Source organism: Streptomyces sp. MS191 (genome assembly GCF_008042125.1).
Classification (GTDB): domain Bacteria; phylum Actinomycetota; class Actinomycetes; order Streptomycetales; family Streptomycetaceae; genus Streptomyces.
Map to the genome: position 1 here is coordinate 1 of NZ_RDBI01000074.1, position 14,957 is coordinate 14,957.

The 14,957-nt window shown below is 73.9% G+C and carries 16 protein-coding genes; 6 read left to right on the forward strand and 10 right to left on the reverse strand.

Going from position 1 to position 14,957, the window contains the following annotated elements; all coding sequences use genetic code 11:
• Window positions 1–196: 196 nt before the first annotated feature.
• Together puuE and EAO71_RS33190 are read right to left on the reverse strand one after the other, a co-directional pair.
• Window positions 197–1,105, reverse strand: coding sequence for an allantoinase PuuE (gene puuE, locus EAO71_RS33185; RefSeq protein ID WP_147981536.1), 909 nt, complete (start codon window positions 1,103–1,105; stop codon window positions 197–199).
• 210 nt (window positions 1,106–1,315) lie between these two features.
• Window positions 1,316–2,212: an NAD-dependent protein deacetylase gene (locus EAO71_RS33190; RefSeq protein ID WP_147981537.1), complete on the reverse strand. Its 897-nt coding sequence runs from the start codon at window positions 2,210–2,212 to the stop codon at window positions 1,316–1,318.
• A gap of 248 nt (window positions 2,213–2,460) precedes the next feature.
• Here EAO71_RS33190 and EAO71_RS33195 point away from each other — a divergent pair, with 248 nt between their 5' ends.
• The 5 genes from EAO71_RS33195 (at window position 2,461) to EAO71_RS33215 (ending at window position 4,853) form a co-directional block, all read left to right on the forward strand.
• Window positions 2,461–2,799, forward strand: a complete 339-nt coding sequence (locus EAO71_RS33195; protein ID WP_261992469.1) for an HflX-like GTP-binding protein — start codon at window positions 2,461–2,463, stop codon at window positions 2,797–2,799.
• Between the two features lie 98 nt (window positions 2,800–2,897).
• Window positions 2,898–3,332, forward strand: a complete 435-nt coding sequence (locus EAO71_RS33200) for an ester cyclase (protein ID WP_147981538.1) — start codon at window positions 2,898–2,900, stop codon at window positions 3,330–3,332.
• 104 nt (window positions 3,333–3,436) lie between these two features.
• On the forward strand, window positions 3,437–3,682 hold the full coding sequence (locus tag EAO71_RS33205; protein WP_147981539.1) for a helix-turn-helix transcriptional regulator: 246 nt from the start codon (window positions 3,437–3,439) through the stop codon (window positions 3,680–3,682).
• On the forward strand, window positions 3,682–4,197 hold the full coding sequence (locus EAO71_RS33210; protein WP_147981540.1) for a hypothetical protein: 516 nt from the start codon (window positions 3,682–3,684) through the stop codon (window positions 4,195–4,197). The genes EAO71_RS33205 and EAO71_RS33210 overlap by 1 nt, the downstream gene beginning before the upstream one ends.
• 107 nt (window positions 4,198–4,304) lie before the next feature.
• Window positions 4,305–4,853 (forward strand): hypothetical protein, encoded by a 549-nt coding sequence (locus EAO71_RS33215; protein WP_147981541.1) that lies wholly within the window; start codon window positions 4,305–4,307, stop codon window positions 4,851–4,853.
• 10 nt (window positions 4,854–4,863) lie between these two features.
• Here EAO71_RS33215 and EAO71_RS33220 read toward each other — a convergent pair whose 3' ends face one another.
• Genes EAO71_RS33220 through EAO71_RS33230 form a run of 3 tightly spaced genes read right to left on the reverse strand, consistent with a single transcriptional unit; the run spans window position 4,864 to window position 7,548 of the window.
• On the reverse strand, window positions 4,864–5,892 hold the full coding sequence (locus tag EAO71_RS33220; protein ID WP_147981542.1) for an NAD(P)/FAD-dependent oxidoreductase: 1,029 nt from the start codon (window positions 5,890–5,892) through the stop codon (window positions 4,864–4,866).
• Window positions 5,889–6,425, reverse strand: a complete 537-nt coding sequence (locus EAO71_RS33225; RefSeq protein WP_147981543.1) for an isoprenylcysteine carboxyl methyltransferase family protein — start codon at window positions 6,423–6,425, stop codon at window positions 5,889–5,891. The genes EAO71_RS33220 and EAO71_RS33225 overlap by 4 nt, the downstream gene beginning before the upstream one ends.
• A gap of 7 nt (window positions 6,426–6,432) precedes the next feature.
• The gene (locus EAO71_RS33230) at window positions 6,433–7,548 is read right to left on the reverse strand and encodes a type III polyketide synthase (protein ID WP_147981544.1); all 1,116 of its coding nucleotides are present in this window, start codon (window positions 7,546–7,548) and stop codon (window positions 6,433–6,435) included.
• Window positions 7,549–7,738: 190 nt separating this feature from the next.
• Here EAO71_RS33230 and EAO71_RS33235 point away from each other — a divergent pair, with 190 nt between their 5' ends.
• Window positions 7,739–8,650, forward strand: coding sequence for a UbiA family prenyltransferase (locus tag EAO71_RS33235; RefSeq protein ID WP_147981545.1), 912 nt, complete (start codon window positions 7,739–7,741; stop codon window positions 8,648–8,650).
• A 100-nt stretch (window positions 8,651–8,750) separates the two neighbouring features.
• Here EAO71_RS33235 and EAO71_RS33240 read toward each other — a convergent pair whose 3' ends face one another.
• The 5 genes from EAO71_RS33240 to EAO71_RS33260 all read right to left on the reverse strand — a co-directional run bounded on the left by EAO71_RS33240 (window position 8,751) and on the right by EAO71_RS33260 (window position 14,768).
• The gene (locus EAO71_RS33240) at window positions 8,751–9,383 is read right to left on the reverse strand and encodes a hypothetical protein (RefSeq protein WP_147981546.1); all 633 of its coding nucleotides are present in this window, start codon (window positions 9,381–9,383) and stop codon (window positions 8,751–8,753) included.
• Complete coding sequence (locus tag EAO71_RS33245; RefSeq protein WP_147981547.1) at window positions 9,377–11,068, reverse strand: TROVE domain-containing protein; 1,692 nt, start codon at window positions 11,066–11,068, stop codon at window positions 9,377–9,379. The genes EAO71_RS33240 and EAO71_RS33245 overlap by 7 nt, the downstream gene beginning before the upstream one ends.
• 306 nt (window positions 11,069–11,374) lie before the next feature.
• Window positions 11,375–11,677: a hypothetical protein gene (locus tag EAO71_RS33250; protein ID WP_147981548.1), complete on the reverse strand. Its 303-nt coding sequence runs from the start codon at window positions 11,675–11,677 to the stop codon at window positions 11,375–11,377.
• Between the two features lie 193 nt (window positions 11,678–11,870).
• On the reverse strand, window positions 11,871–12,209 hold the full coding sequence (locus EAO71_RS33255; RefSeq protein ID WP_187282927.1) for a hypothetical protein: 339 nt from the start codon (window positions 12,207–12,209) through the stop codon (window positions 11,871–11,873).
• A gap of 192 nt (window positions 12,210–12,401) precedes the next feature.
• Window positions 12,402–14,768: an ATP-binding SpoIIE family protein phosphatase gene (locus tag EAO71_RS33260; protein WP_147981549.1), complete on the reverse strand. Its 2,367-nt coding sequence runs from the start codon at window positions 14,766–14,768 to the stop codon at window positions 12,402–12,404.
• Window positions 14,769–14,957 lie beyond the last annotated feature (189 nt).

Sequence of the window (14,957 nt, forward strand, 5' to 3'; positions counted from 1 at the left end):
CGTCTCCCCCTGGTTCGGCTACGCCCCGCTCGACCCGGCCCACCTGCCGACCATCGACGGCCTCGTGTACGTCGCGGACGTCCCGCGCACCTGACGCGGCGCCCCCGCCGCGCCGGTCGGGTGGGCCGGTGCTTCCCCGAACGGACGAGCCATCTCCCGGGGTTGGGCGGCGCCCGGTCCGCGGCACCCCCGCACTTCAGCGCGACGGCGGATGCGTGGTGAGCCAGTGGCGGGCGATCTGTTCGCGGGTGGCGACCCACGCGCCGCCACGCCGTGCGACGTGCCGCAGGAAGCCGTCGAGGGCGCGGATGCGGCCGGGCCTGCCCGTGATCCGGCAGTGCAGGCCGACGCTCATCATGCGCGGCCGCTCGGCGCCCTCGTCGTGGAGCGTGTCGAACGTGTCGATCAGGTAGGCGAGCATGTCCTCGGCGGTCGTGAAGCCGTGCACGATGAGGAACTTGAAGTCGTTCGCGTCGAGGCTGTACGGCACCACGAGGTGCGGCCGGCCCGCCGCCTCGACGTAGAACGGCAGGTCGTCCGAGTAGTCGTCGGAGTCGTAGAGGAAGCCCCCCTCCCCGGCGACGAGGCCCCGGGTGCGGGGGCTCGTCCGGCCGGTGTACCAGCCGACCGGGCGGCGGCCGACGAGCCGCTCGATCGTCGAGATCGAGCGCGCGATGTCCGCACGTTCGACGTCCTCGGGCACGTGCCGGTAGTCGATCCAGCGCCAGCCGTGGCTCGCCACCTCCCAGCCGGCATCCGCCATCGCCCTCGCCACCTGGGGATTGCGCTCGAGCGCCCGGCCCACGGCGTACACCGTGAGCGGGACGCCGTGGGCCGCGAGCGTGCGGTGGATGCGCCAGAACCCGGCTCGGGAGCCGTACGCGAACATCGACTCGACGTTCAGGTCCCGCCCGCCGACCACAGGGGGCGCGCCGATGATCTCGTGCAGGTAGCCCTCGGAGGCGGGGTCGCCCTCGACGACGCTCCGTTCCCCGCCCTCCTCGTAGTTGAGGACGAGGCTGACGGCGACGCGGGCGCCGCCGGGCCAAGCGGCGTGCGGCGGCTCGGCGCCGTAACCGACGAGGTCGCGCTCATGCTCGGACACGGGCCGCACCCTACCGCCGCACCACGCCGGGGCCGCGGGACCACGCCAGATCCCGCACGCCGCGCGTACGAGTGGTGCCGGGCGCCACGATCGGCCGCCGCACGGAGCCGTCGCACCCGGAAGCGGGGCACCGCCGCCGCTGCACCGCGCCCGCCTCTCCGGCCAGCGCGCCGGAGTGCCGGGGTGCCGGGGTGCCGGGGTGCCGGGGTGTCAGGGTGCCTGGCCGTCGGCGGGGAGGCCGAGCCGGGCGGCCACGGTGGTGAGCGCCGCTCCCAGCGGGAGCGCGACGCGGGTGAGGGCGTGCCGGTCGCCACGGGTCGGGTCGCGGTTGACGATCAGCACGGGTTTTCCGGCCTGGGCGGCCTCCCGGACGAACCGCAGCCCGGACATCACCGTCAGTGAGGAGCCCAGCACCAGGAGGGAGGCCGCGTCGCGGACCAGCCGGCGGCAGTGCTCGACCCGCGCGGGCGGGACGGCCTCGCCGAAGAACACCACGTCCGGTTTGAGGATGCCGCCGCAGACCAGGCACGGCACCACACGGAAGTCGCCGACCTGCTCGTCGGAGAGGTCGGCGTCGCCGTCCGGGTTGATACCGGCCGCCACCGGCTCGAATCCCCGGTTGGCCTCCTCCAGCCGCTCCGCGAGTTCACGGCGCGGGGTGAAGGCGCCGCAGGAAAGGCAGACGACCCGCTCCAGGCTGCCGTGGAGCTCCACGACGTCCTCGCTGCCCGCGGCCTGGTGCAGACCGTCGACGTTCTGGGTGATGACACCCGACAACAGGCCGTGCCGCTCGAACGCGGCCACCGCCCGATGCCCGGCGTTAGGGCGGGCACGGCCGAAGGTGCGCCAGCCGAGATGACTGCGCGCCCAGTACCGGCGCCTGGCCTGGGCGCCGGCGGTGAAGTCCTGGTAGGTCATCGGGGTGTGCCGACTCAGGCTGCCACCCTCACCCCGGTAGTCGGGGATGCCCGACTCGGTGGAGAGGCCCGCCCCGCTCAGCACCAGCACCCCGCCGGCCTCCAGCGCGTCGGCGACCGGACCCGGATCCGTGACGCCCGGCGGCAGGTCATCCGTGGGGGTCCAGCTGAGAGTGGGGCGCATCCTCATGCCGCCAGGGTACGAAACACCGGACCCGACCGCCGTCCCACCGGCGGCATCGCCCCGGCCGGCTGCGCCACGTCGCCGGTGCGGGGCGCCCCCGGTCCGGGGAAAAGCGGCTGTCCCCGCGGTTCGCGGCCCCTAGCCTGTGCCGCGTGCAGCAGCCCCGCAGGCGCGACCGGCGTCCCTCCCCCCGTGTGAGAGCGGCGCCGGCGCGCCGCCGGGTCGCGCCGCCCGTGACGGTCGCCGGGGCCGACGTGCTGGTCGTCGGCTACTTCTCCGCGAAGGAGAAGGACTTCGTCGCCCGCATGGACGCGGCGGCCGCGGAACTGGCGGCGCGGGGCGCACGGGTCGTCGGGCGGTTCGTGCAGCGGCGGGGGGTGTCGGCCGGAGGGGTGAGGAAGATGGCGTCGCCCTACTCCTCACGGACCGTCCTGGGGAGTGGAAAGGTGCGGGAAGTGGCCGCCGCCCGCGAAGCGACCGCCGCCGACGTGGTCGTCTTCGTCCGCGACTTGACCGAGTTCCAGCAGCACGCGTTGGCGGAGATCCTCGGCTGTCCCGCCGTGAGCCTCTCCGGGATCCTCGTGGCCGATTGACGGCGGCCGCGACCCGGACACGCGTCACGTCACATTCCCGGGGGCTGCGGCGTCCTACTGCTGAGACCTCGTCCAGCAACCTCCAGAGGAGACACCACATGTCGGCAGCGGGCACAGCAGGCAACACGGCGGCGCTCCACCGGTTCCACTCCGCCGTCAACAGCGGCGATCCGGACGTCGTGTCGAAGGCCATCGACGAGTTCGTCGCACCGGACGTGCGGTTCCACGCGCCCGTACCGATGGGCGCGTCCGGTGCGGAGGCTCTGAAGCGGGTGTGGGACGTGCTCCTGAGCGCGTTTCCCGACATCCGCGTCACCATCGAGGAGACGGTCTCCGAAGGAGACAGGGTCGTCGCCAGGAACACGGTGACGGGCACCCATCTGGGCGTGTACCAGGGCCTTCAGCCCACCGGAAAGTCCGTCAGCTACAACGAGATCTTCATCTTCCGCTTCGCCGAGGGGCGTATCACCGAGATCCGCGGCGTCGTCGACGTCCTCACCCAGCTGCGCCAGCTCGGCGCCCTCCCCTCCTGACGGGGAGCGGAGGGCCCGGGACTGCCGCGGGAGCGCCCGGGGCGTGACTCCCGTTCTCGTGCCGCTTGTTGTGCTCCTACGCTCGAATGTAGTACTTCTTATACATGAGCGAGCAGGTTCACAACAGGTTGGCTGTGGTCCGCGCTGAGCGGAAGGTGTCGCGACAGGCATTGGCCGAGGCAGTGGGCGTCCACTACCAGACCATCGGCTACATCGAGCGGGGCCAGTACAACCCCAGCCTGGACCTGGCTTTGAAGGTGGCCAGGTTCTTCGCGCTGCCGGTGGAGGCGCTGTTCTCCCTGGAGCCGTTCCAGCCGCTCACGGACGAGGTCTACGGGAGGAAGCAGTGATGACCACGACGCGCTACGACCGGCGGATGTACGCCGTGATGAACGACCGCCGGGCGGCCGCCTTCTACGCGACGAAGGGGCGCCGCCGGCTTCTGGTGGGGGCTCACATCGTGCTGACCGGCGTGGGGGTGGGCGCCTGGATCGGCACGGTGTCCGCCGCGGGGCTCGGGCCGGTCGTGCTCGTCGCCGCTGTTCTGGTGCCGTGGGTCCTGCTGACCGGGATGCTCAACGGGTCCACCCGCGGGCTGCTCGAACTGCGCGGTCGCATGCTGGACGAGCGCCAGCTCGTCGAGCGCGACCGGGTGCGGGCCCTGGCCCACCGGATCACCCTGTGGCTGCTGGTGGCCGCCGCGGGTGCGGCGGGCGGCTACGGCGTCGTGTCGGACGCGCCGCTGCGGGCCTCGGTGTTCCCGGTGCTCGTCGGGGTGCTCGCCGCGCACTGGATGATGCCGCTGTGGGTGGCGGGGCTGCGTGTCCAGGACGATCCGGCCGACGACTCCGACGACGAGTCGTAGTGCGGGCGCGTCGATCCCGCCCGCACCGGACCCCTGCCCTCGGGCCGTTCGACCCGGCGCCTCGCGATCTTGTGGCGGCTCCGGCGCCCGGAGTCTAGGGTTTCAGCATGTTCAAGTCAGGGGTGGGGATTCTCGCGTTGTTCGGATTCGGCTGGTGGCTGCTCGGTGCCAGCGCGTTCACGGGGGCGGTCTGGCTCGTGGCGGTCCTGGCCGGGCTCGCGGCCGCGGTCGGCCTGCTGCTGACCGCCCGGCGTCTCTTCGACGGGTCGCGGCCGGACCCGCTCGCCGACAGCGGGCGGCGCCGTCGGTTCAATCAAGTCAACGGCCTCCAGTGGCTGTTGATCGCCGGCGTGGCCGTCGGCTGCTCCGCGGCGGGCGTGCCGGTGCTGATCCCGCCGCTGGTCGCGGTCGTCGTCGGGCTGCACTTCGTGCCCCTCGCGGCGACGTTCGAACAGCCTCGTCTCAAGGTCCCGGCGGGGCTGCTCGTCGCGGCAGGGGCTGCCGGGGTGGTCGTCCATCTGGCCGACGGCTCTGACACGGCCGTGCGTCTGGTGGTCGGCATGGGCGCCGCACTGTCGCTCTGGGGCACGGCGACGGCGATGGTCCTGGGGATGCGGACGGGCGACGGGCCGCGTACCGAAGCGGCCAGGGGCTGACCGGAGCCGGTCAGGCGAGCAGGTTCACGGCGCGCTGGAACAGGCCGGGGAAGCGGACCGCCGCCGGGGTGATCAACGGGGCCAGCCGAGGCTGGTTCCGGGCCCAGAGCAACGACGTCGTCAGGAGCCGGTAGGCGCGGGACAAGCGGCCCCACGCCCGTTCGTACGCCTGCGGGCGGTCCTCCCGCAGGCACCGCACCAGCGCGTCCGCCGAGGCGAGGGCGAGCGTGAGGCCCTCGCCCGTCAGCGCGTCGACGTATCCCGCCGCGTCGCCGACGAAGAGCACCCGGCCGGCGACCCGGCGGCGGGCCTGCTGGCGAAGCGGACCGGCGCCTCTGACCGGTGTCCCCTCGGCAGAGCGCAGCCGGGACAGCAGAAGCGGGAAGTTCGCCAACTGCGCCTCGTAGGAGCCCTGGTGGGACGTCAGGAGGGCGACGCCGATCTGGCGTGGCCCGAGGGGCGTCACGTACGCCTCGCACTCGGCCGACCAGTGCACCTCCACCAGGTCGCTCCACGGCTCGACCGCGTAGTGCCGGCGCAGCCCGTAGCGCGGTGGGTGCCGCCGGGCGTCCGGCCGCACGGTCAGGCCGAGCGCGCGACGGGTGGGGGAGTGCAGCCCGTCGGCCGCCACCAGGTAGCGGGCGGTCATCCCGTCCGCGGAGACGTACGTGTCGTGCTGGCTCACCTGCCGGACGCGATGGGGGACGACCGGAACACCGAGTTCGGCGGCCCGCGCGGTGAGCGCCTCGTGGAGGAGCGTGCGGCGGGCGCCGAGGCCGTGCCCGGTGCGGAAGACGGCTTCGGCGCGTCGGCTCCCGGTGGCGTCGACATAGCGGATGCCCCGGAGCGCCTGGCCGGTCACCCGCACGTCGAGCGCCCGGAGGGCGCGGACGGCCGCGGGCATCAGCCCCTCTCCGCAGGCCTTGTCGACGGGCGCCGGACGGGGCTCGGCGACCACGACGTCCAGACCGCACCCCACGGCGTGGATCGCGGTGGCCAGCCCCGCGGGGCCGCCGCCGACGACGAGGAGGTCGATCACGGCGCGGCGCCGGGGGTGGAGAGGGAACGTGACGGCGCCAGCGCCGAGTTCTCGCAGCGGATGCGGGTCGCCAGCAGGGCCGCGTTCAGGAGCGAGAAACCCAGGGCCGTGATCCACGCGCTGTGTACCAGGGGGAGGGCCGCGCCCTCGACGACGACGGCCACGTAGTTGGGGTGCCGCAGGTACCTGTACGGGCCGGAGGTGACGAGCGGAAGGTCGGGGACGATCAGCACACGGGTGTGCCAGCGGGGGCCCAGGGTGCCGATGCACCACCAGCGCAGCCCCTGGGCGGCCAGGGTGAGGGCGAGGGCGGGCCAGCCGAGCAGCGGCAGGAAGGGCCGGTCGGCCACCCACGGTTCGACGAGACAGCCGGCCAGCAGCGCGGTGTGCAGGGCGACCATGGTGGGGTAGTGCCCGGCCCCGTACTCGCGGGCACCGCGGGCTCTGCTCCAGGCGCCGTTGCGGCGGGCGACGGCGAGTTCCGCGAAGCGCTCGGCGGTGACCAGGAGGATCAGTACGGCGTACGGCGTCATGCCGGCCTCACCAGCTCAGGAGGACGAGTTCGGACGAGACGCCGGGCCCCAGGGCGATCATCAGCCCCGTCGTCCCCGGCGGAGGTTGCGTGAGCTGCGTGTCACGGAGGATCTGCAGCACCGAGGCGGAGGACAGGTTCCCGGTCGCGGCCAGGGCGCGGCGGCTGAGGGCGAGGGCCGCGTCCGGCAGGCCGAGTTCCTCGGCGAGCGCGTCCAGGATCCGGGGGCCGCCGGGGTGGACGATCCACGCCGTGACGTCCGCGGGCTTGAGGTCGTGCCCGGCGAGGAAGGACTCGACCTCCTCGCTCACGTGCAGCCGGACGAGATCGGGGAGTTCCGGGCCGAGCACCAGGCTGAAGCCCCATTCGCCGACGTCCCAGCCGAGCAGGTGCCCGGTCCCCGGGTAGAGGCGACTGCGCGTGGCCACGACCGTCGCCCCGGCGACTCCGGTGTCTCCGCGGGCCGCGGGGGCGGCGGGAACGTCCGGAGCTCCGGCCGCGCCCGTCGGCGTACGGCGGCGGGCGCCGCCGGCGGCCACCAGCGCGGCGGCCCCGTCCCCGAAGAGGCTGCCGGCCACCAGGTTCGCCATCGACATGTCCGCCCGCTGCAGAGTGAGGGAACACAGCTCGGTGGACAGGAGCAGCGCGGTGCTGCCGGGCCGGACGCCGAGGTGGTCGTGGACGCGGGCCAGCCCGGCGGCGCCCCCCGAGCAGCCGAGCCCGAACAACGGCATGCGCGTGACGTCGGGCCGCAGGCCGATCCGGGAGGCGAGACGGGCGTCCAGGGAGGGGGTGGCGATCCCCGTGACCGTCGTCGAGACGACCAGGTCGACCTCTTCCGGACGCACGCCCGCCTCGTCGAGTGCCTGCCGGGCCGCGTCGGCACCGAGGTCGGCGGCCAGTTCGACGAAGAGCCGATTGGTCTCGCCGAAAGCGCCGAGGTCGCGGTAGCGGTCCAGGGGCAGGGCGAGATGACGCGTCTCCACGCGGGCCGCCGCGTGCAGTCGGCGCAGGAGGCCGCCGTCGGTCCCCGGCGGCAGGCTGGACACCAGGTCGTCGGTGATCTCCTGCTGCAGGTAGCGGTGCGGAGGGAAGGCCGTGCTCACCGCGAGGACGTGCGTCATCGCTCCAACATAGGGACACGGCGGCGCCCGCGGCCTGAACCCGGCCTTCGCGGGCGCGCCGTCGCCCAGGGCGTGTTGCGAAGCTGGCGCCGTCCGCCCAGAAGGGCGGGCCCTTCGCCCTGCGCTGCACCGCACCCGACGCCGCGCGCCGACCCACCTCGGATGACGGGACAACCCTTAGCGTGGTGCCATGCCCGCCACCACCGATGAGGGACCCCAGCACCGCACCGGGTATCCGCCGGGGGCGGCGACCGTCGAAACGCGCCTCCTCGTACCCCTTCTGAAGGCCAGTCATCCGGTGCCCGCGGCCGCGGTGACGGGCCTCACCGCACTGCTGGCCGTCGCCCTCGGGCTGGGGGCCGCCGCTGGGCTCAAGGCGGTCGCCGCCGTGGCCGCGGGTCAGCTGTCGGTCGGCTGGTGCAACGACCGGGTCGACCTGCGCCGCGACCGGGCCGCCGGACGCCGGGACAAGCCGCTGGCGGCCGGGACGCTGCGACCGGGTGTGGTGGGCACGGCGGCGCTCGTGGCCCTGTCCGCCTGCGTTCCGCTGTCGCTGGCCTGCGGCCTCCCGGCCGGCTCGGTCCATCTGGGCTGCGTCGCCGCCGCCTGGGCCTACAACCTGTGGCTCAAGCGCACGGTCCTCTCCTGGCTGCCGTACACCCTCGCCTTCGGCCTTCTTCCCGCCTTCCTGACACTGGCCCTCCCGGGCCGGCCGTGGCCGCCCTGGTGGCTGACGGCAGCGGCGGCCCTGCTGGCCACCGGCGCTCACTTCGCCAACGTGCTGCCGGACATCGAGGACGACCTCGCGGGAGGCGTGCGCGGACTTCCGCAGAGGCTCGGGCGGCGCGCCTCGCAGGCGTGCGCCGCCGTGACCGTGTTCGCCTCCTGCGTGGTGCTGGCGGTCGGGCCGACCGGATCCGTGCCCCCGACCGGGGCGGTCCTGATCGGGGCGACGCTGGTGCTCTGCCTGATCTCGGTGGCCGGCCCGCCCGCCCTCGCCGGCGGGCGGCTGCCGTTCGTCGCCATCATGGCCATGGCCGGAGCCGACGCCGTACTCCTGGTGCTGGCCGGCACGCACCCGGTCGGACAGGTCCGGCCGTGACCGAGGGAGGCGACGGAGGGGCGGGTGCCCGGTCCACGGAGCCGCCGGTACGGGCCCCGTAGGCTGCGGGCGACGGGGCGTCGTCGCCTTCGGCGCTCCGTCAGGCGCCACTCAGCGGCGATGCCCAGTCGGGATCGTGTCGCGACCTGTCCGTCAGACAGGTCAGCAGGTGCTCCGCCGTGTCGGAGGCGGTGTCCCGGGGCGCACCGGCCGACACCAGTGCAGCGCTGAGCCTCGGCTCCACGGCCTCCGGCACCTCCGCGTCGCCGAGCAGGGGGAGAAGCAACAGGAGCCGTACGGACATGTCCTCGACGCCTTCGGCGGCGGGGGACGACGGGGTGTCCGCGATGCGCACCAGCCGGTCCCAGGTCAGCCCGGTCCCCGAGAGACCCGAGCCGTCCTCCCGGCTCCCGACCGGCTCGGCGTCGCTCCGGTCCGGCTGCGTGAGGAGGTAGTCGACGCCGTACTCGCCCGGCATGTTGCGGCAGATCACCACCGCTCCCGGCCCGGATGCGGCCGGCACCCGGAACACCGGCCAATGCTCCGGGGAACAGAGCACCTCGGACAGGGCATCGGTATCGGCGGCGTCATCACCGAACCACTCCGGAACCGGGCGGGCGTCCCCCGGTTCATCGCCGAAGATCCGGTGGAAGTAACTCGACCAGAAGCCGGGCCTGGTCGTCAGTGACTCGCCGGCGACGAGCGGCCCGTCCTCGTATCCCTGGATCAGCACTCCTCGATCCTGCCGGCTGCCGCTGACGCGGTTCGATCCGGGAGCGGTGCGAGACCCTGCCCGGCTACGGGACTCGTCAGGTCCGGCTCCATGGTCCACGGCCAGGCGGCTTCCCGCCGGGCCTCGATGAGGCCGACCATGCGGAAAGCGGCGTCGGTGAGGCCGCCGAAGGTGTGCCGGTTGCGGCCGGTCGGCGCGTGGGCCGGCCGGTACCCGGCCAGGTTCCACGTGTAGAGCGGGACGCGGGCCGGGACCGGCTTGGTCGGTGTGACGGGGTCGTAGGAGGCCGTCTGCTCATCGGTGACGATCAGGACCCGGTCGTGGTCCCGGTAGTGCTTCCGGAGCGCCTTCGCGGTGAAGGTGCCGCCGAGACTGCGGAACCGCTTCAGCACCTCGAGCACGGGCTCGCCCGGCGCGAACGGCACCGTCGCGCTGCCCCAGCCGAACTCCACCAGGTCCGCCTCCTCGGCGCGCAGCGCGAGCGCGGTGCCGAACAAGGCCGCCGCGTCCGCGCGGGTCAGCCGGGACCGTTCGGAGACCGTGTCCCAGAACATGGAGTCGGACCGGTCGACCAGGATCAGTGTCCGGCCGGGCAGTGCCGGTACGTTGGCCAGGGAGTGACCCAGCGCCTCCTCCAGCGCGGCTGCCCAGCGCTGCGACGGCGCGTGCTGGTACGCGGCCAGGTACCGGAAGGGGAACTGACGGGACCTCGCCACCTCGGAGGCGTCCGTGAGCCGTGCGGCGACCGCGGCCGCCACCTCGTCCGAGACCCCCGCCTCGTCGAAGTTCCGCAGGTTCCGCAGGAGCGCCATCGGCGCCATCGCCGGGATGATCGCCTCCCACACGGCGGCGTCCATCGGTCCGTGCAGCCAGCCCGCCAGGGCCTCCCACGTCACGCCCGCCGCCGCCAGGCGTTCCGGGCCGCCCGGTCCCGTCACCAGAGCCCGCCGTTCGTCCGGAGCCGACTCCATCAGGGCGCGGTGGGCGGTCAGCATACGGTCGGAGGCCGGCGGTACCGCACGCTCCGGATGGTGGCGGCGGTCCAGGGCGTACCGGAAGAGCGGGCCCTGCCAGGGCTTGGCCGGGTCGGGAGAGGCGTGCACGAGATTGAGCACGTCGCCGAAGCGGAAGGCCCGGGACCCGGTGTCGTACTTGAGCAGGGACCGGGACGTGTACAGCCGGCGTACGCCGTCGGCGACGCCCCGCTTCACCGGCTGCGGCACGTTCCGCCCGTACGCCGAGATCCAGTGGGCGAGCAACTCGCCGGGCTCGTCGGCGCGTTGGAGCACCGAATCGATCACGGTCCGGTTGGACGGGCCGTGGGACACCCCGGCGTCGAGCCGGGCCCGCACGTACGCGGCGGCGCCGACCAGGGATGCCGAGCGCATGTCGGCCTCGCTCCGAAGCCAGCGCAGCAGGCCGGCCGTCCATTCGGGTTCCTGGACGGCGAGTTCGCCGACGAGCCGGGCGTAGCGGTCGTCCCGCTCCTGGCCGCTCTCGTAGAAGGTCTGCTGGGAGACGAAGTTGCCGACCGCGAGGAGGAAGAGCTCCTCACGAGGTTCCCGGACGAAGGCCGGACCACCGGTGTAGGTGAGCGGAGCCGCACCGGCGGACCCGCGAGAGAGGCGCGGTGAACGTGAGGACAGCGAACGAGCGGCCGCCGCGACATGCGGCGCCACGAGCATCTCGGGCCATTCCTTGGAGACGCGTCGGGTGTGACGAGGCAGTGAATCCCCCCGGATCCGGACGATCGGACGACCCCGGCCCTCGAGCCCGCCGGAGCGAAGACGGCCGCGCCTGCCGAGATCAGAGAATGGCGGCGGCGTCACTTGGATGTCAGAAGGAAGTAGCCGCAGCCGAGCGCATCGGAGGCGCGGTCGCGACGCCAACGTACAAGGGGCGCCGGGCCGCGCACCACCGAATATCCCCCAGGGCGGGTTGCGAGAGTCCAGCCCCCCTCCGGGCGGACGGCGCTCCTGTCGCGACTCGCCCTAGCGGGATCCGGTTTCCCGTACGGGCGCCGGTCGCGTGGTTCGGCGGTCCCGGTCGGCACCGGGACCTGTGGCGGTGAGCGGGATGCCCAGGCTCTGGCACATCCGCCGGGCCCGGGCGAGAGCGCTGAAGGTGGCGGGTGACGGGACCGGGGAGGGGAGTTCGACGAGTACCTGATCGGGCCGGTGGGCGGCGACGAGGGCTTCGATCTCCAGGGCGGCCGCCGCCCGGGTGGTGATGTCGAGTTCCCGCAGGAGCCTCACCTGCAGGACACCGTCTGCGAGCGTGTGGCCGATGACCATGCATGCCTCCCGGGCCGGCTCCGGTACACGGAGTGCGTACCCGACAGGCCAGGGGTCGAGTGTGACGAGAGGGGCCGACGGGAGCCAGCCGACGCGCTCATCGGGACCGAAGCTCCGGAGACCTCCGCCGGTGAGCGCGTCGCCGGCCGGCCCCGTGCCGGCCGCGGCGTGTACGGCCGCTGCGGGGGACCGCCTACGAGGTCGCCTCGGCGGAGGTCTGCCCGGGCAGGCGGGGGCCGTCGCCGGTCTCCCGGACCGGGCCCGGCTCGGTGGAGGGCATCGGCCCGGCGGCCGTCTCGACCAGGGCCAGGGGGATGTCCAGGCCTTCGCACCTCCTCTTCGCCCGGGCGATCGCGCTCAGCGTGGCCAGGGACGGCGGCGTGCCGGTCAGTTCGATGACGACGCGGGCGGGCCGGTAGGCGGCGATCAGCGCCTCGATGTGCAAGGCCGCCGCCGCACGGTTGGTGATGTCGAGGTTCCGGTGCAGCGTGATTCGCAGCGCACCGTCATGGGCATCGTGGCTGAGCAGCATCGGCGTTCCCTCCCGGGCCGTACGGACTGGCTGTCCGCCTGTGCCCGTATCGAAGGGGCGTGAAACCGCAGGTCAAGCCGTTCCGAGGCGCGCTGTCGATTCCCCGGGCGGGGATGCCCTCCAGCCCGTTCACGGGCGTCATCGGGTGTCACAGAGGCCTCTCGGGCCGGTCGCCGCCGCAGGCCCGCCCGGTCACGACGGCAGCGGCTGCTCCGTCCAGATGGTCTTGCCCTCGGGCCCGTAGCGGCTTCCCCACCGGCCGGCGAGCTGGGCGACGAGGAACAGGCCACGGCCCCCTTCGTCGGTGATACGGGCGCGGCGCAGCCGGGGCTGCGTGTTGCTGGGATCGCTGACCTCGCAGATCAGCGAGGTGTCGCGGATCAGGCGCAACCCCACGGGACCCTTCGTGTAGCGGATGGCGTTGGTGACGAGCTCGCTGACGATCAGTTCGGTGGTGAAGCCGATCTCGTCGAGCCCCCAGGCCGCCAGCTGTTCCGTGACGACGGTGCGGGCGCCGGCGACGGCCGCGGGATCGGTGGGGAACTCCCACCGGGCCACCGCGTCGGCGGGCAGGGACGCGGTGCGGGCCAGCAGCAGAGCGGTGTCGTCGCGCGCCGCGTGGGGACGGTCCGAGGCGACGAGAGCCCTCCCCAGGGCCTGCAGGGAGCCCGCGGGGTCATGCGGTGGCGACAGCCGGGCGACGACGTCGCTCACCTCGCCCCCGCAGCGCTCGATGAGTCCGTCGGTGAACAGCGCGAGGAGGCTCCCCGGGGGCACGTCGACCGTGGTCGTCTCGAACGGCATGCCCCCGACGCCGAGCGGTGGTCCGGGGCGCAGCGCCACGGGTTCCGCGCCGCCGTCCGGGAGGACGAGGACGGGCGGGGGATGTCCGGCGGCGGCCACCGTGCACTGGCCGGCCACCGGGTCGTGCAGCACCACCAGGCACGTGGCTCCGACCACGTCGCGCTGCCCGGGCTCCGCCTCGGCCGCCACCCGGGTCACGAGGTCGTCGAGATGGGTGAGGAGCTCGTCCGGCGCGAGCTCCAGGTCGGCCAGGGTGTGGACGGCGGTGCGCAGTCGTCCCATCGTGGCGCTCGCGTGGAGACCGTGGCCGGTGACGTCTCCGACGACGAGGGCCGTGCGCAGCGAGGGCAGGGCGATGGCGTCGTACCAGTCACCCCCGATCTCGGCGCCCCCGGAGGCCGGCAGATAGTGGCCGGCGGTCTCCAGCACCGTGGTGCGGGTGACGGCCTGGGGGAGCAGGTGCTCCTGCAGCGCCACGGCGGCACGGTGCTCGCGGGTGTAGCGACGTGCGTTGTCCACCGCCAGCGCGGCGTGTGAGGCGACCTCGGACAGCAGGTCGACGTCCCGCTGGTCGAACGGCTCGGGGCGCTCGGTGCGCCAGACCGCGGCGAGGCCCAGCACCAGCCCCCGGGCGAAGAGCGGGGCGACGGCCAGCGAGTGCCCCTTCTCCGGAGCCGTGGCCCGCACGAAGTCGGGATCGGCCAGGCCGTGCTCCAGGGTCGCGCGGTCGACGGTGACGGCGCGCCCCTGCTGGAGCAGGCGCACCAGGGGGCGGTCGGGCAGCGGCGGGATGCTCGCCCCCGGCTGCAGGAGCTCCGGCGCCCAGGGCGCGTCCCCGGGGCACACGGCGGCGCGGCGCAGGTTCAGATCGCCGCCGCCGAAGGTCTTGGACGGTTCGTCGCCGTTCAGGACGTCCGCCGCCAGGTCCACCCAGGCGAGGTCGCCGAAGGCGGGCACCAGCACGTCGGCGATGTCCTGGGCCGTCCGGATGATGTCCAGGGACCGTCCGACCGTGCTGGCCATCCGGTGGCGCAGCTCCAGCCGGTGTGCCGCCTGGAACTGCTCCGTGGCGTCGGTGAGCAGGACGACGACCCCGTCGGGGCGGCCGCCGCCGTCCTCCAGCCGCACGGCGGAGACGGAGAAGTCCCACTCCGCCGAAGGGGTGGCGAGGGAGCGTACGCGCTGCTTGCGGTTGACCACCGGCTCGCCGGTCGCCAGCACCTCCCGCAGCGACGCCTCCGCCTTCGCGGCGTCCTCGGCGTGCATCACGTCCGCGAGCCGGGTGCCCGTCCGGTACGGCACCTCGCCGAACAGGCCGGGTGTGCGGTTCGTCCGTACGACGGCCAGGTCCGTGTCCCGCAGGACGACACCGATGGCGTCCTGGGCCAGCAGCGCGCGCAGCAGCGTGGTGCCGTGCCGTACGTCCGCGGCCCGGTCGGCGGGCACGGCCAGGACGAGGAAGCGGTCGGGTGACGCCGTGGGCAGCACGCGGTACTCCACGTCGACCTGGCCCGCTCCGCCGCCGAGCCGGACCGTGCCGTCGAGGGGACCGCCGTCGGCTTCCGGGAGGCCGCGGGGAAGCCCGGCCGGGTCGGCCACCAGCCGCAGGACCGATCTCCCGCGCACGTCCTCGGCCTCCCGGGCCAGGAGGCGTGAGGCGGCGTCGGACCAGGACACGACGACTCCCCGGGCGTCGATCAGCGCGGTGGCGACGTCGGCGAGAAGGCCGTCGTCACCGGGGGAGGTCGAGCGCATGGAAGGATCACCGCCCGGTCGAGGCTGCAACGCTCTCATTATGGTGCTTCGCGCCTGTGCAGGCCTTTTCGTGTACTTCCCGCCGTTGCCGCGGGGCGGACGCGGCGGGAACGGACCGGGCGGCGCCCGACGGCTGTGCGGCCGGGCCGCGACGTGTGTCGGGGGCCGCTCCGGCACGCGGCCCACTGC

What these genes read in the sequence shown, in the direction of transcription:
- EAO71_RS33250 (WP_147981548.1), bottom strand. Translation starts at nt 11,677, where the DNA reads ATGGTCATCGGCCACACGCTCGCAGACGGTGTCCTGCAGGTGAGGCTC.
- EAO71_RS33235 (WP_147981545.1), top strand. Translation starts at nt 7,739, where the DNA reads ATGCCCGCCACCACCGATGAGGGACCCCAGCACCGCACCGGGTATCCG.
- EAO71_RS33215 (WP_147981541.1), top strand. Translation starts at nt 4,305, where the DNA reads ATGTTCAAGTCAGGGGTGGGGATTCTCGCGTTGTTCGGATTCGGCTGG.
- EAO71_RS33210 (WP_147981540.1), top strand. Translation starts at nt 3,682, where the DNA reads ATGACCACGACGCGCTACGACCGGCGGATGTACGCCGTGATGAACGAC.
- EAO71_RS33260 (WP_147981549.1), bottom strand. Translation starts at nt 14,768, where the DNA reads ATGCGCTCGACCTCCCCCGGTGACGACGGCCTTCTCGCCGACGTCGCC.
- EAO71_RS33245 (WP_147981547.1), bottom strand. Translation starts at nt 11,068, where the DNA reads ATGCTCGTGGCGCCGCATGTCGCGGCGGCCGCTCGTTCGCTGTCCTCA.
- EAO71_RS33205 (WP_147981539.1), top strand. Translation starts at nt 3,437, where the DNA reads ATGAGCGAGCAGGTTCACAACAGGTTGGCTGTGGTCCGCGCTGAGCGG.
- EAO71_RS33225 (WP_147981543.1), bottom strand. Translation starts at nt 6,425, where the DNA reads ATGACGCCGTACGCCGTACTGATCCTCCTGGTCACCGCCGAGCGCTTC.
- EAO71_RS33200 (WP_147981538.1), top strand. Translation starts at nt 2,898, where the DNA reads ATGTCGGCAGCGGGCACAGCAGGCAACACGGCGGCGCTCCACCGGTTC.
- EAO71_RS33230 (WP_147981544.1), bottom strand. Translation starts at nt 7,548, where the DNA reads ATGACGCACGTCCTCGCGGTGAGCACGGCCTTCCCTCCGCACCGCTAC.
- EAO71_RS33255 (WP_187282927.1), bottom strand. Translation starts at nt 12,209, where the DNA reads ATGCTGCTCAGCCACGATGCCCATGACGGTGCGCTGCGAATCACGCTG.
- EAO71_RS33190 (WP_147981537.1), bottom strand. Translation starts at nt 2,212, where the DNA reads ATGAGGATGCGCCCCACTCTCAGCTGGACCCCCACGGATGACCTGCCG.